At 64.4% G+C, this 15,069-nt stretch carries 11 protein-coding genes and 1 pseudogene; 10 read left to right on the top strand and 2 right to left on the bottom strand.

All coding sequences use genetic code 11. The annotated features are described in order from the left end of the window. Positions 1–72: 72 nt before the first annotated feature. Positions 73–771 (bottom strand): type 1 glutamine amidotransferase domain-containing protein, encoded by a 699-nt coding sequence (locus ACS8YF_RS16460; RefSeq protein WP_440851236.1) that lies wholly within the window; start codon positions 769–771, stop codon positions 73–75. A gap of 451 nt (positions 772–1,222) precedes the next feature. Between ACS8YF_RS16460 and ACS8YF_RS16455 the strand changes: the two genes are divergently transcribed. Beyond that, entirely contained in the window at positions 1,223–2,164 is a 942-nt protein-coding gene (locus tag ACS8YF_RS16455; protein WP_440851235.1) for a cobyrinic acid a,c-diamide synthase, read from the top strand. Continuing rightward, entirely contained in the window at positions 2,148–3,362 is a 1,215-nt protein-coding gene (locus tag ACS8YF_RS16450) for a toxic anion resistance protein (RefSeq protein WP_440851234.1), read from the top strand. The genes ACS8YF_RS16455 and ACS8YF_RS16450 overlap by 17 nt, the downstream gene beginning before the upstream one ends. A gap of 118 nt (positions 3,363–3,480) precedes the next feature. Here the strand turns inward: ACS8YF_RS16450 and ACS8YF_RS16445 are convergent, their stop codons facing one another. Beyond that, complete coding sequence (locus tag ACS8YF_RS16445) at positions 3,481–5,247, bottom strand: DEAD/DEAH box helicase (RefSeq protein WP_440851233.1); 1,767 nt, start codon at positions 5,245–5,247, stop codon at positions 3,481–3,483. Between the two features lie 770 nt (positions 5,248–6,017). Here ACS8YF_RS16445 and ACS8YF_RS16440 point away from each other — a divergent pair. The 8 genes and pseudogenes from ACS8YF_RS16440 to ACS8YF_RS16405 form a co-directional block, all read left to right on the top strand. Beyond that, entirely contained in the window at positions 6,018–7,091 is a 1,074-nt protein-coding gene (locus ACS8YF_RS16440; protein ID WP_440851232.1) for a GGDEF domain-containing protein, read from the top strand. Positions 7,092–7,312: 221 nt separating this feature from the next. Then, entirely contained in the window at positions 7,313–8,689 is a 1,377-nt protein-coding gene (locus ACS8YF_RS16435; RefSeq protein WP_440851231.1) for an NAD-dependent succinate-semialdehyde dehydrogenase, read from the top strand. 833 nt (positions 8,690–9,522) lie between these two features. Further along, on the top strand, positions 9,523–10,743 hold the full coding sequence (locus ACS8YF_RS16430; RefSeq protein WP_440851230.1) for an amino acid ABC transporter substrate-binding protein: 1,221 nt from the start codon (positions 9,523–9,525) through the stop codon (positions 10,741–10,743). Positions 10,744–10,818: 75 nt separating this feature from the next. Beyond that, on the top strand, positions 10,819–11,694 hold the full coding sequence (locus ACS8YF_RS16425; protein ID WP_440851229.1) for a branched-chain amino acid ABC transporter permease: 876 nt from the start codon (positions 10,819–10,821) through the stop codon (positions 11,692–11,694). Then, the gene (locus ACS8YF_RS16420) at positions 11,691–12,656 is read left to right on the top strand and encodes a branched-chain amino acid ABC transporter permease (protein ID WP_440851228.1); all 966 of its coding nucleotides are present in this window, start codon (positions 11,691–11,693) and stop codon (positions 12,654–12,656) included. The genes ACS8YF_RS16425 and ACS8YF_RS16420 overlap by 4 nt, the downstream gene beginning before the upstream one ends. Next, on the top strand, positions 12,653–13,408 hold the full coding sequence (locus ACS8YF_RS16415) for an ABC transporter ATP-binding protein (protein WP_440851227.1): 756 nt from the start codon (positions 12,653–12,655) through the stop codon (positions 13,406–13,408). Before ACS8YF_RS16420 ends, ACS8YF_RS16415 begins: the two co-directional genes overlap by 4 nt. Further along, positions 13,405–14,121 carry an ABC transporter ATP-binding protein gene (locus ACS8YF_RS16410; RefSeq protein WP_440851226.1) on the top strand — a complete coding sequence of 239 codons (717 nt, stop codon included), beginning with the start codon at positions 13,405–13,407 and terminating at the stop codon, positions 14,119–14,121. The genes ACS8YF_RS16415 and ACS8YF_RS16410 overlap by 4 nt, the downstream gene beginning before the upstream one ends. A gap of 269 nt (positions 14,122–14,390) precedes the next feature. Further along, a pseudogene (locus ACS8YF_RS16405) lies at positions 14,391–14,993 on the top strand (enoyl-CoA hydratase-related protein); the annotation flags it as partial. Positions 14,994–15,069 lie beyond the last annotated feature (76 nt).

Genomic DNA, 15,069 nt, shown 5'->3' with positions numbered 1-15,069 from the left:
GCCGCGTGGCGAAACGGCCCGCACCGAATAACGGCCCCGCTGGCGAATTGCCGGCGGGGTCGCCTCAACGGGCTATCGAGCAGCCTTCAGCAGATCCCGCAGGGCCTCGCCCACGCCGGTGGCCGACTGGGGGTTCTGCCCGGTGACCAGTCGACCGTCGACGACCACCTGAGTCGCCCAGTCGTCGGCCGGCTCATGCACCGCGCCGCGCTCGACCAGCCGGCTGGCCAACAGGAACGGTACGACGGTCTCCAGCCCGACCGCTTTTTCCTCGGCGTCGGTGAATGCGCTCACGCGCCGGCCATCGACCAGATGGCGACCATCGCCGAGCGTCACGTCCACCAGCGCCGCCGGCCCGTGGCAGACCGCGCCGACGACGCCGCCCGCCTCATAGATCGCGCGGGTCTTGTCGTTGACCGCCGGGTTGCCCGGGAAATCCCACATCGCGCCGTGGCCACCGGCGAAGAAAATCGCCGAATAGTCGGACGGATTCACGTCCGCCAGCTTTTGCGTACTGCGGATCGCCGCCCGAAACATGGGATTGTCCCAGTAGCGCCGGTTGGTCTCGTCGTCGAGGTCGAAGCCGTCGACCGGCGGCTCGCCGCCCTGGATCGAGGCGAAGGCCACGGGGATATCCGCCGCATCGAGCACCGACACGGGGTGGGTCACCTCGCCGAGAAAGAAACCGGTCGGATCGCCCGATTCGCCCTTGGTGCCGTGACTGGTCATCACGACGAGTACGGGTTTGATCGATTGTTCTGTGTTCGCCATGGAATGCTCCACTGGTTCGGCCCGGACAACCACCGGGTCGTGAAAGACAACGCTCAAGAGATGGCGTCGATCGCCGCAGAATCAACCGAAGCGGCCCTGGCCGGTTCGGTTTGGCGTGGCTTGGTCGATCCCGGCCTCGGATGCGGGCGAGGGCATGGCCGGCATGATGATTGCCGCACCGGCCGCTCCCTCAGGGCAGGACTTCGGGGCTCGATCTGCGCCGCCATATGGCTCAAACGTCAGTGTCACGGGTTTGATAAACCGTGGCTGTTACCCCGCAATGTCAGCAGACATGTCCCGGCCGGGTGCGCGTCGGCCGGTGGTTTGCGCGCGGCTGGGTATGCCCCCATATCCGCGACTGGGAGCCTATTGCTGCAGGCTCTGAAACGGCTGGTTGCGATGGGGCGCCGGCGCCTGTCGCGGTGCGGTACGAGGGCCTAAACTACACGACATGTTCGATTTTCTTCAGGGGTTTGCATACGGGCTGTTTTTGTCCTGTCTGCCGTGGTTTCTCGCCGGCATGCTCGATCCGCGACTTGCCGTACCCGCCGAGCCGCCAACGCGCTGGCGCGTCATCCTGCGTTATGTCTTCGGTGTTCCGTTTCTGGCGTTCGTGCTGTGGCTGACCTCGCTCTGGGGCGGCTTCTCGCCGAGCTTTCTCGGCTGGGTTGCCGGGTTGGCGGCGCTGGCGGTGGAGATCCCGGCGGAACGCGGTTGGCGCCGTTGGCGCGCCCGGCGCGAGGCAAGACGGCGTCAGGCGGTGGCACAAGCCCGGGCCCGCGAGCAACGCGCCGATGCCGAGCGCGCCCGGCGCGAGGCGGGCGTTGCCGAACTGGATCCGGCCGCGCCGCCGGCGGACGCCGACGACGTCGTGCTGGCCCTGTGTGGCGCCAAGCGGGCGCTGCTCCACGCCCGGCGCGCCGATCTGGCCGGTCATGCCGATCGTGTGTATACGCGCTACACCCGCGTGCTCGACGTGCTGGCGGATAAATTCGATGCAAGCGAGGTGACCTTCGATCGCTCGCGGGCCATGGTGGTGCAGGTTGGGCTGACGGCGGCGGATAACCTGCGCGCCATGGGCGCGCTGGCGGCCGGCGTGGCCGGTATCGATGCCGCCTATGTGCGCCGGCGCCTGGCCGAAATGGGCCCGCGCGGCGTCGCCGATGAACGCGACGCGCTGCAACGCCGGCTCGATCTGGTGGCCGACACCGAGCGCCGCCTGGCCGAACGGGCGGCGACCAACGAAACCGCACTGACCACACTGGACAACGCAGTGGTGGTGATGTCGCGGGTGAACACCGACCGGCCGCGGGCCGAAGTTGGCGCCGAGCAGGCGCTCAACGATCTCAAACGCTTCATCGACAAGGCAGAGCGCTATGGACACAACACCTGATCGAGACCGTGGCGCGCATGCGCCGCGCAGCCCGCTGAGCCTGTCGCTGCCGGTCGACGAGATCGCCAGCGAAATCGAATCGGAAAGTCGGCCGCGCCCGGAAGCCGAGGCCGAGGACCCCGAGTTGGCGCGCACCGCGGATGCGTTCGTGGCGGATGTGCTGGCCATGGACGAGGCCGAAGCCGCGAGCGCGCAGGCCAAGCGCGAAGCGGTGGACGGGATGGGCGCCGAGGTGCAGCGTCAGGCCGCCCACCGCAGCGCCATGCTCGACACGCCGATCCGCCAGCTCGCCGGGCACGGGCGCGACGGCGGGCCGGTCGCCCAGGCACTGGTCGGGCTGCGCACGCGTATGGAAGCGTTGAACCCCAATCGCCACAAGCTCGCCGATGGCCGGCTTGCGCGTACTTTTTCGTTCATCCCCGGTGTCGGTAATCGCCTGGCGCGTTATTTCCAGAAGTTCGAGACCGCACAGGAAGCCATCGATGCCATTATCCGCGACCTCGAATCCGGTAAGGATATGCTGCGCCGGGACAACCTCACGCTGGCCGACGATCAGGATGCGCTGCGTGAAACACTCGGCCAGCTCCAGCGCCAGATCGAGCTCGGCCGACTCATCGATCGGCGCCTGAAAGCCGCGTCCGAGGAACTGTCCGAGGACAACGCCAAGCGCCGGTTCATCGAGGAGGAGCTGCTGTTTCCCCTGCGCCAGCGCATCGTCGACCTACAGCAGCAACTCACCGTCAGCCAGCAGGGCGTGCTCGCGCTCGAGGTGGTCATCCGCAACAACCGGGAACTGATGCGCGGGGTGGATCGCGCGCTCAACGTCACGGTTTCGGCGCTCAACGTGGCGGTCACGACGGCGCTGGCACTGGCCAACCAGCGGCTCGTGCTGGACCGTATCGAATCGCTCAACCAGACCACCTCGGACATGATCGCCGGCACGGCGAAACAGCTGCGCTCGCAGGGTGTGGACATCCAGAACCGCAGTGCCTCGGCCATGCTGGACACGGCGCAGCTCGAAAACGCCTTTGCGGATGTCATCGGCGCCATCGACGAAGTCTCGCGTTACCGGCGTGAAGCGCTGCCGAAGCTCGACGAACAGATCCGGCGGCTCGAGGACATCGGCCAGCGTGGCAAGCAGGCGATCGACGAACTCGATCGCGGCAACGCCGCGGCCCGCGCCGAGAACGCCGTGTAGTCGCTGTCATCGGGCCGCTCCGTGCGCCGCGCGTTCCGAATCGACGCCGCTGGCCGGCTTCGCGCCGACAAAGGCCGGCGATGCCGAGTACGTCACGGGCCAGGGCAGGGCCCATCGCTTACGGCGTTTTGGGTTTCGGCCTGGGTTTGCCCTTGTTTTTGGACGCCGCCTTCTTCTTGGCCGACTTCTTGTGGCGCGGTTTGTCCTTGGCGCCGGCCGGTTTCGCCCGCGGGCCCGGGGCGGCGCTGCCGAAGCTGTTCTTCACCCGGCTGATCTCAAGCTGGCGATTGGCGACCCAGACGGTTTTCAGATGCGCGAAGACTTCTTCCGGCATACCCCCGGGCAGGTCGACGAGGCTGAAGTCGTCCCGGATTGCGATCCGGCCGATGTCCTTGCTGTCCACGCCGGCTTCGTTGGCGATTGCGCCCACGATGTTGCGGGGCTCGACCCCGTGTTCGCGACCGACCTCGATGCGGAAGGTTTCCATGCTCAGGGCGCCGGCCGCGGGTTGTTTCCGGCGTGCCGGCCTGTCGCTGCCGTCGTTGCTCTCGTGAAAGGCCTGTCCGGCCGATTTGGCGACGGGCGCGGCCTGCAGTGAGAGCGGTTCCCCGCCCTGGGCGAGCCGAGCCAGGGCGGCTGCCAGCCGGGTCGGGTCGACGTTGTGTTCCTGGCGGTAGGTTTCGACCAGTTCCGCGAACGGCTCCAGGCCGCCCGCTTCGAGGGTCTCGGTGATGCTCTGCTTGAAGCGTTCGACGCGCTGCGCGTTGACGTCGGCCATGGTCGGTACGTCCATCGGCTCGATGGCCTGGCGCGTGGCCCGTTCAATGTTCTTGAACAGGCGTTTCTCGCGCATGGTCACGAACAGGATCGCATCGCCCTGACGGCCCGCGCGCCCGGTGCGGCCGATGCGATGCACGTAGGACTCGGTGTCGTGCGGGATATCGAAATTGATGACGTGGCTGATGCGATCCACATCCAGTCCGCGCGCCGCGACATCGGTGGCGACGATGATATCGAGCTGCTTGTTCTTGAGCTGGGTGATCGTGCGCTCACGCTGCGCCTGGACGATATCGCCATTGAGCGCGGCACAGGCATAGCCGCGTGCCGAGATCTTCTCGGCCAGCTCGTCGGTGGCCTTCTTGGTCCGCGCGAACACCAGCATGGCGTCGAACGGTTCGGCCTCCAGCAGCCGGGTCAGCGCCTCGAGCTTGCTGATGCCGCCGCCCACGATCCAGTAGCGCTGCCGGATATTGTCGGCGGTGGTGGTGCGGGTCTTGATCGTGACTTCCTGCGGATCGCGCAGGTGTGTCTTGGCGATCCGGCGGATGGCGCTCGGCATGGTGGCCGAGAACAGCGCCACCTGCCGCTCGGGCGGCGTGTTTTCAAACACCCATTCGACATCGTCGATGAAGCCCATGCGCAGCATTTCGTCGGCTTCGTCCAGCACCAGCCATTCCAGGCTGTCCAGTCGCAGTGTGCCGCGCTTGAGATGATCGATCACGCGGCCCGGCGTGCCCACCACCACGTCCACGCCGCGCTTGAGGGCGGCCAGCTGCGGCCCGTAGCCCTGGCCGCCATAGATCGGCAGCACATGGAAGCCCGGCATGAACGAGGCATAGCGCTGGAATGCTTCGGCGACTTGAATCGCCAGCTCGCGCGTCGGTGCCAGCACCAGCGCGCGCGGTTGCTTGCCCGCTTCCTTGCCAAAGGGCAGGTTCGACAGGATCGGCAGGGCGAACGCCGCTGTCTTGCCGGTACCGGTCTGCGCCTGGCCAAGCACATCGCGCCCGGCCAGCAGGGGGCCGATCGTGGCGGCCTGAATGGGCGAAGGCGTTTCGTAACCGACGTCGGCCAACGCCTTCATGACCGCATCGGAAAGGCCCATGGCCGAAAAGGGTGTGCGATCGTTTTCTGGTGTGCTGGGGGAGGACATTCAAAGCCTGCAGACTCGGGCGCCGTGTCGCGCCGGGAAACCGCCGCGCCGGTTCGGCGCGGAAGCGCCTAGTTTAACGGCTCCGGCGCCGCCGCGTGTGTAATGTTCGCACGCACCCCATGTCGCCGCGGCCCTGCAAGCGTCGCGCGGCGGCCTGGTCCGGGATCACGCCCCTCTTCGTCGCGCGCACGGCATTGTGCGCGGGCCCGGCACGACGCTGTAGTAGCCCGCTGCGGTTGTCATCATCCGTACCGGCGTGGCCAGCTGGCATCCGTGAATTCGGACATTGACGCCAGAGCGCCCGTCTGTCGTGATCACGCCAGTCTGGACACCGCCCAAACGACGGGGCGGTATACGGTCCGCGTCGACAGCGCGGCCTCGGCGACCGGTCGGCGCGAAGGATTCGGGCTGCCCTGCGATCCGCCCCCTTTCCTGTCGAGGGGCGTTGTATCATTCCCGGCGTGTTTGTCGTCGCCGGCCAATCCCCCGGCCGGGGGGCGGCCGAGCTCCGACCCGGGACCCGCGAACCCGGCGGGCCCGGCCCCGGGCCGCGTCCATTGCGCGCCGAGCGCACCTGAAAATAGAAGGGCGGGATCAGGTCTTGTATCGTCAGCCTACGGCCGGATGGCACGGGGCCACGCTCTATTGTTTGCGATTTCGGGGTAACGACAATGCCGAGGTATGTTGCGAATGGACGTTACCTCCATACCGCGGTTACGACCATGCTTTCGCTGGCCCTGTTTGCCTCGGCCAGTGCCACGCTGATGAACGTGCTCAGCGCCCCGCATCGCCCGCTGGATCTGATCGTCCCGCCGGTGATGTGTGCGCTGTTCGCCGGACTGCTTATCGCATTGCTCCGGCGTCCGCGGTGGTTATTGACCATCGCCCGAATCGCGCTGCTCGCTTCGGGTGCCGCATTGATCATGCCGACGTGGTTTTACACCGCCCAGGCGATCATGACCTCCGGGCTGCAACTGGTCACGACGCTGCCGCCGATATCGGCTCTTCTGCTGGTGCTGATCGTCATGGTGATGATCTTCTTCCCGGGGCGGCAGGCGATCGGCATGGCTTTGCTTGCCTGGATCCTGGTCGGGGGCCCGGTTCTGCTGTATTTGTTCGGCCATCCCGGTGAGATGTGGACGCCCCGCGGTAGGGCGCTGGTGATGACCTATGGCCCGGCGGCCGTCATGCTCGTGGTCCTGTTGCCGATCCTGCGCGGCATGAGCGGAACGATAGAACGCCTCGTCTCCGACCGCGTATGGATGGAGGCGCTGATCAACCAGGACCCCTTGACCGGCATCCACAACCGGCGCGTGGGCGAGCAGATACTGCGCGACTGTCTTACCAAGCAGGCTGGGGCAGGTTTGATCATGTTCGACCTGGATCGGTTCAAGGCAATCAACGATACCTACGGCCACATCATCGGCGACCAGGTTCTGACCGTCGTCGCCGACCGGTGCAAGCAATTGTTGCGAGCCGACGCCTGTGTCTCGCGATGGGGCGGCGAGGAATTCCTGGCCGTTATCCCGGGTGCGGATATCACGGGCGTATGCCGTTTGGCGGAACGCCTGCGCGAGGCGATCGCCAACGCCCCGATCGGTCCCGTGCCGAGCGTGACCGCGTCTTTCGGCGTCACCATGCTCGCTCCCGGCGACACGCTGGCCATTGCGGTGGAACGCGCCGATCGGCGGCTGTACGAAAGCAAACAGCGGGGCCGTAATTGCGTGGTGTCGACCGCGGCGCTATCGGCGGGTGCGCAACCCACGCCGGCGACACCCCTGGACGGCGGCAGATAGATCCGACGGCGACGGGGTACGTCCCAGGCCGCCGAATCGCGGTGATTCGCACCCCCGGGGCCCGCGTGTCCGATCGTGTTGCAGCAGAAGACAACGCGCCTGAGGTCGCCGCCTGCCTTGAAAAACCGGTCGGTTAACGGCAGGTAGACAGGGAACGCATTGGCGTACGGTCGATCATTGTCGACCCGCTTCGCGCCCAATCCAAAATTCTGGAGTTCCGTATGACGGCCACCGTCAAGAGCATCAATCCGGCCAATGGCCAGACCATCCGTGAATTCGACACGATCACGGACGAACAACTACAGCAGAAGATCGAGCAGACCCATGAGGCGTTTCTCGACTGGAAACAGCGTTCGTTCGACGAGCGCGGTGCCATCGTCCGCAAGATCGGCGAACTGCTCGTCTCGCAAACGGATCGATTGTCGCGTCTGATGACCGACGAAATGGGCAAGCCCATCAGTCAGGCGCCGGGTGAGCTTGAGCTCTGCAAGGGCATCTGTGACTACAGTGCCGACCATGCCGCCCAGGTGCTGGCCGACGAGCCGCGCGACCTGCCCGGCGGCCGCGCAGTGGTCACGCATCAGCCGATCGGCGTCATCTTCGGTATCCAGCCCTGGAACTTTCCGTTCTATCAGGTGATTCGCTATACCGTCGCCAATCTGATGGCCGGCAATACCGTGTTGCTCAAGCACGCGCCCAACGTCTGGGGCTGCGCCGAGGCGCTCGAGCAGATCTGCCGCGAGGCGGGGCTGCCCGAGAACGTGTTCAACGTGCTCTATATTCACGATGAACAGGCCAGCCAGGTCACCAGGCATCCGCGTGTGCGCGGTGTCACCTTCACCGGCAGTGCGGCGACCGGCCGCAAGATTGCCGCCGACGCCAGCCAGCATCTGAAGAAGACAGTGCTGGAACTGGGCAGCAACGACGCTTTCCTGGTGCTCGAGGATGCCGATATCGACAAGGCTGTGGATGCCTGTGTCACCGGTCGGATCAACAACAACGGCCAGACCTGCGTGGCAGCCAAGCGCTTCGTAGTGGTCGACGCGGTGTACGAGAAGTTCCGCGATGCTTACGTCGAAAAGATGAAGCAGGTGGAATTCGGCGATCCGGCCGACGAAAACACCCAGCTCGGCCCGCTCGCGCGCGAAGACCTGCGCGACAAGCTGCACCAACAGGTCAAGGAATCGGTCGCCAATGGCGCGACCTGTGCCATCGGCGGCGAGGTACCGGATGTCGAAGGTTTCTTCTATCCGGTCACTGTGCTGGAAAACGTCAAACCCGGCATGCCGGCCTATGACGGCGAGTTGTTCGGCCCGGCCGCCTCGCTCATCCGGGCGAAGGACGAAGCCGATGCCATTCGTATTGCCAACGACTCGGTCTACGGCCTGGGCGGCGGCATCTTTTCGGAAGACGAAAAGCGTGCCGAACGTCTGGCGCGGGACCATTTCGATACCGGCATGGTCAGCATCAACGGCTACTACATCGCCCAGCCCAATCTGCCATTCGGCGGCGTCAAGGACAGTGGTTACGGCCGCGAACACGGCGGCTTCGGCATGCGCGAATTCATCAACAGCAAGTCGCTGATGATCGCGCAGTAGTCGCGGGCCAATACGCCACTTGACCCGGTCGCTGCTTTCGGCGACCGTCGCAAAACCCCGGTCTTCGGCCGGGGTTTTTTTGCGTTGGACAATCAGGCCGTCAGGGGTGGCTGATTTCCCTTGCAGCCCAAGCTTGTTTTTCGACGTGACAATGGTTCGATTGTGACGTATCGCCCCGCGAGCGGCGGGCGCTGTGTCTGTTCACCTGCGGCGGGCCTGCGATGAGCGCGGTCTGGCGCGAAATGTCCAACCGGCGCCGGTTGAGGGCGAACCGGCGGCCGCCGGTGGACACGGCGGCATGATGCCGCGCTGGCCGCCGTGGGCAACACCATCAAGCGCGGCGAGGCCAACGTCGATATGCAGCGACTGACGCGTTAGCGGGGACAAAGCGGGGCGTGGTGTGCCTGGCCCGGCGCGAGCCGAGCGATCATGGCCTGGACGAAAGCCGCCCCGATGGTTTTGTCGCGATCCATTCGTTCGGCACGTGCGCGCTTATCGAACCCGGATACGGGCCAATAGCGGGCCAGAATGCCCTGGGCCGCGGCTCGCTCGGTGGCCCTGGCTCGCCACCGGCGTTTGTTCTGGCTTGGCAATCGATTTGCACGAAATCGACCACAGCCGAATTCAATTCGCCTATAGTTATCGCAAGGCCGCTTTCTATCAGGCGTGCCGTTGGGAGGGGGGTAATCCGGTTCCTTACCGTCCGGCCTCGATGTGAGGGGCGGCCTCCTCCTGCGTGTCGTCTCGGGTACGTGCCCGGATATTCGACAGGCAATTCAAGCCGGGTTAACAAGCCGGGTTAACTAGAATGAGATCAATCGAGGAGAACAACAATGCGCAAATCATTAATGGCAGCACTGCTGGTGGCCAGTGCCGTGCTGCCCGCCGCGGGTCTTGCCCAGGCCAATACCCTGACCATCGGCTTTACCTCGTCGGAGACGGGCAAGCTCAACGCCGACGCCACCCCGCAGCTGCGCGGCTTCGAGATGTGGCGCGATCAGGTCAACGCCAACGGCGGCATCAAGGCTGGCGGTACCGACTACAAGGTCAAGCTCAAGTACTACGATGACCAGTCCAAGGCCGGCCGTGTGCAGCAGCTGTATAGCCGGTTGATCCTGCAGGATAATGCCGACTTCCTATTCAGCCCGTATTCCTCGGGCCTGACCTCCACTGCGGCCGTGGTTTCCGAGCAGTTCGGCAAGATCATGCTGACCACCGGGGCCGCCGAGGGCAAGACGTACAAGCTCGGCAACAAGTATCTCTTCCAGATGTATACGCCGGCCGCGCAATACCTCAAGAGTGCGCTGGAGGTGGTCAAGGCGAACAACCCGAAGGCGAAGATCGCGCTGGTCTACTCCAACGACGGTTTCTCGCAGGGGGCAGCCGCCGGCGCGGCGGATGCGGCGAAGTCGATGGGGCTGAATATCGTACTCAACCAGTCCTATTCGCCCGACACCACGGACTTCGGCCCGATCATCAACAAGATCGTGTCCTCGGGCGCGAATGTGTTGATCGGCGGCGGGCACTATGCCGATGGCAGCACACTCGCTCGCCAGCTCTACGACAAGAAATCCAATCTGGAATTCATTTCCCTGCTGGTGGCGCCGGACATTCCCAAGTTCGCATCGCTGGGCGAAGCGGCCGAGGGCGTGACGGTGCCGTCGCAGTGGGAGCCCAGCGTGGCCTATAAGCCGGATTTCGGGCCGACCGCGTCGCAGTTCACCACGATGTTCCAGAACAAATACCACACCAAGCCCGGGTATCATGCCGCCGGCGGTTACGCGGCGGGTCTGGTGCTGCAGCATGCCATCGAGCAGGCGGGTTCGATCAAGACCGCCGCGGTCGCCAAGACGCTGAACGCGATGGACGCGACCACGTTCTACGGCCATATTCGCTTTGCCACCAAGGCCGACGAGCACGGGCTGCAGATCGGCCACGATATGGTGCTGGCACAGTGGCAGCAGGGCAGTGACGGCAAACTCGAAAGCAAGGTGGTCTGGCCGAAGTCGGCCAGCAATGCCGCGATCGTGTATCCGCTGAAAAAATCGCACTAAATCCGGTTTCGGATCCGGGTCGGGGCCGGTGCGGGCCCCGACCCGGTGGCGTCATCCACGGCAGGGGCCGTCTCAATGTTCTATGACTTGATCGCTTCGTTGGTCAACGGGGTGCTCGTGGGCGCGATCTATGGGCTCGCGGCCATCGGGCTCACGCTTATTTTCGGCGTGATGAACGTGATCAACCTGATGCACGGGGCCACGATCGCCCTGGGCATGTTCGCGCTGTATTTTCTGGTAACAGCGGCCGGACTCAATCCTTATTTGTCGATTCCCGTAGTGCTCGCCGGCGGGTTCGTATTCGGGGTGGGGGTGTACTGGGTGGCGGTTCACCGGGTGATTGGTGGTTCCGACCTGATGACCCTGCTGGCCACGTTTGCCGTGAACATGATCATCATCGGTATCGGCACCGCGGTCTGGAGCACCAGTCCGTACAATGTCGACGTGAGCGTGCCGCAGCTGACGGTAAGCCTGCATGGCTACACCATTCCCGGTACCCAACTGGTAGCGGCGGCACTGGCCGTGATCCTGGCCGGGCTGCTGTACGCCTTTCTTTATTACACCCGGCTGGGCAAGGCCATCCGCGCGGTGGCCAATAACCGTCAGGCTGCCGAACTGATGGGCATCAATACCCAGTGGGTGCTGGCGATATCCTTCGGGATCGGTATTGCGGTGGCCGCGGCGGCCGGGCTGCTGATCGCCACGCTGTTTCCGTTCACCATCCTGTCGGGCGCGAATTACGAGCTCAAGAGCTTCGTGGTGGTCGTGCTCGGCGGTTTGGGCGATCCCGCCGGCGCGTTGCTGGGCGGCATTCTGCTGGGGTTGATCGAGGGCGTGAGCGCGCCTTTCGTGGATGTCAGCTGGACCCCGGTGATCGAATTCACGCTGTTCGTGCTTATTCTGGTGCTCTTCCCGAAGGGCCTGTTGCGTTTCGGGCGGGGTAAGCGATGATTCTCAAGCGACCCACATTTTGGATCATCCTGCTGGTTGCGGCGGCATTCGCGCTGATCCCCGCGGTCACCGGTGATATCGCCCTGCGTGAAAGCCTGTTGCTGGGCGCGGTGTACATCATCCTGGCGTCGAATCTGAACCTGATGATCGGCTACACCGCCTACGTCAATTTCGGCAATATCGCGTTCTTCGGCCTCGGCGGCTATATCGGTTTGTATGTGGTCAACACGCTGCATTGGTCGCTGTGGCCGGCATGCCTGATCGCCGGTTGCGTGGTGAGCCTGTTGGCGCTGGTGCTGGGCAGCGGCATCCTGCGGCTGCGTGGTGCCTATTTCGCGCTGGCCACGATCGGCGTCAACGAGGCGGTCAAGGCGTTCGTCACCAATTTCCAGCCGTTCGGTGGCGCCAGCGGGATGTATCTGTCGTTTTCGAGCTTCAACGCGTTGGGTGGGGCCCGGCACGCGCTGTGGCTGGCCTATTTCGCCATGATTGCCCTCATGGCGCTGTCCATGATCCTGAGCCTGGTGATCAAGCGTTCGCGCTTCGGGCTGGGCCTGTTCGCCATCCGCGAGGATGAGGACGCGGCACAGGTTCTGGGTGTGAAAGCCCCGCTGTACAAAAGCCTGACCTACGCCGCCTCCGCCTTTATTCCCGCCATGGCCGGCACGATCTATTTCTTCAAGAACGGGGTGATTCTGCCGGAGCAGGCGTTCGATCTGACGTTGTCGATCGAGGCCATCGTGATGCTGATGCTCGGCGGCCAGGGCACGGTCCTCGGGGTGGCATTGGGCGCGTTCGCCTACGAGCAGTTCCGCGGCTATCTGCTGGTGTCGTCGACTTTTTCTCAGTTCCAGCTGGTGGTGGCCGGCATCCTTTTGCTGCTGATCGTGCTGTTCCTGCCGGAAGGCTTCATGGGCTGGGTCTATCGCCGCGTGCCCCGGCTACGCAAGGTGATTGAATGAGCGCGATACTGGAAGTCAGCGGACTCAGCAAACGCTTTGGCGGCGTTCAGGCGGTCAACGGTGTCGATTTCGAGATCGCCGAAGGTGAAATATTCGGCCTGATCGGTCCGAACGGCGCCGGCAAGACGACGTTGTTCAATCTGATCAACGGTGTCATTCCGCCGGACACCGGCGAGGTGGTGTTCAAGGGCGAGACGATCACGGGTATGGCGCCGTATAACGTGGTTCGCAAAGGGCTCGCTCGCACGCATCAGATTGTGAAACCGCTCAACGATATGACGGTGCTGGACAACGTCACCGTCGGCGCCTGCTTCGGGGCCGAACATCTGCCGCTCAAGGCGGCGGCCAAGGCGGCCCGCGAGAGCCTTGAAACCGTGGGGTTGGCCGATCGGGCCGAAATGCTGGCCGGGCATCTGAACATCGCCAGCAAGAAACGGCTGGAAATCGCGCGCGCTCTGGCCGGGCGGCCGCAGTTGTTGCTGCTCGATGAAACCCTGGCGGGTCTGAATCCGACCGAAGTCGAACACATGATCGGCGTCATCCGGCGCATCCGCGAGGAGCGCGGTATCTCGATCCTGATGATCGAACATCTCATGCAGGTGATCATGCAACTGTCGGATCGGATCATGGTATTGAACTTCGGCGAGAAACTGGCCGAAGGCCAGCCGGAGGAAATCGCCCACGACAAGATTGTTATCGAGGCCTATCTCGGCGATGCCGACCTGGCCAACCGCCTGATGGAGGAGTCGTGAGCAAAGCCCTATTGCAACTCGAGGATGTGGAATCCGGTTACGGCGAGCTCCAGGTGCTCTGGGGCGTGAGCCTGCAGGTGCAGCCGCATGGCATGACCACATTGGTCGGCGCGAACGGCGCCGGCAAGACCACATTGCTGCGTGCGGCCACCGGTAGTATCAGCGCCTGGCGCGGTCGGGTGCGTTTCGATGGCGAGGATGTGACGCGTCTGTCGGCGCACGACAAGGCCAGCCGTGGGCTGATTCTGGTGCCCGAAGGCCGGCAACTGTTCAATGACATGACGGTCGAGGAAAACCTCGAACTGGGCGCCTACGCCAAGCGTGCGCGGCAGAAATTCTCGGCCAGTCTGGAGCGTGTGTATAACTATTTCCCGCGCCTGAAGGAGCGCCGCGACCAGAAGGCGGGCACGTTCTCCGGCGGCGAGCAGCAGATGCTGGCGGTCGCCCGGGGCCTGATGGCTGATCCCAAGGTGCTCATCATCGATGAACTGTCGCTCGGACTGTCGCCGTTGCTCACGCAGCAACTGTTCGGGACCCTGCGCGAGCTGAAGTCCGAGGGGCTGACCATTCTGCTGGTCGAACAGAACCTGCACCTGGCCCTGGCGCTGTCCGATTATGCCTATGTACTGGCCGAGGGCCGGCTGCACAGTCAGGGCCCGTCGCGGGACGTCGCCCGCGATCCGGAGGTGCGCAAGGCCTATATGGGGGTGTGATGGGTTGCCTGGCCTGCGTAGCGGGGCCTTCTGGAAGAACGTTGCTCGGTGCGGACACGCACGCCGTGCGGCCATGACCGGCGCAACAGTTCCGGCGGCCGTGTGCATAACCCGATTGCTTTAATGGCGCCGTGCCCGGGAGTTGGTAGGCTGGGTTGTGCGGACAATGCCAACCCGAGACTGACCGGTGCGACAAGGCGAGCGTTCGGAAACGTCGCTTGTCCAGGGTTTGATTTCGACAGTTAACGGCCCGGATTCGAGATTCAGCCATGCAGCCAGAACAACGCGCCGAGCAACACGACGACATACTCCTGGAAGCGTGTGACGACCGGGGGATTCTCCGGCTGACATTGAACGATGTCGCTCGCCGCAACGCGCTCTCCGAGGCCATGCTCACCCGCCTGCGGGAGACGCTGGACCGGGCGGCGGCGCACGAATCGGTCCGCGTGATCGTGCTGGCGGCTCATGGCTCGGCCTTTTGTGCCGGGCACGATCTCAGGGAGATCACGGCCGCGCGGCAGGCGCCGGATCGTGGCCGCGCCTATTTCGACGGCCTGATGGCCCGGTGCTCCGGCGTGATGCAGGCGATCGTAAACAACCCCAAGCCGGTCATCGCCGAGGTCACGGCTGTGGCCACCGCCGCCGGTTGTCAGTTGGTTGCCAGCTGCGATCTCGCGTACGCGGGCCCGCAGGCGCGTTTCGCCACGCCCGGTGTTCATATCGGCCTGTTCTGCGCCACGCCAATGGTCGCGCTGTCGAGAAATGTGGCGAACAAGCACGCGATGGAGATGCTGCTGACCGGCGATCTGATAACCGCCGAAAGGGCAGCCGACATCGGGCTGGTCAATCGAGTCATTTCGGCGGATGAGCTGTAAACGGTCCACCAACCCCATCCTTCCGGCGGCATAACCGATAAGCCAATCTCTCCGCTGTCGCTATTGACGGAGA

Source organism: Salinisphaera sp. SWV1, assembly GCF_052044155.1.
Taxonomy (GTDB): Bacteria; Pseudomonadota; Gammaproteobacteria; order Nevskiales; family Salinisphaeraceae; genus Salinisphaera.
This window is presented reverse-complemented; position numbering and strand designations above follow the sequence as displayed.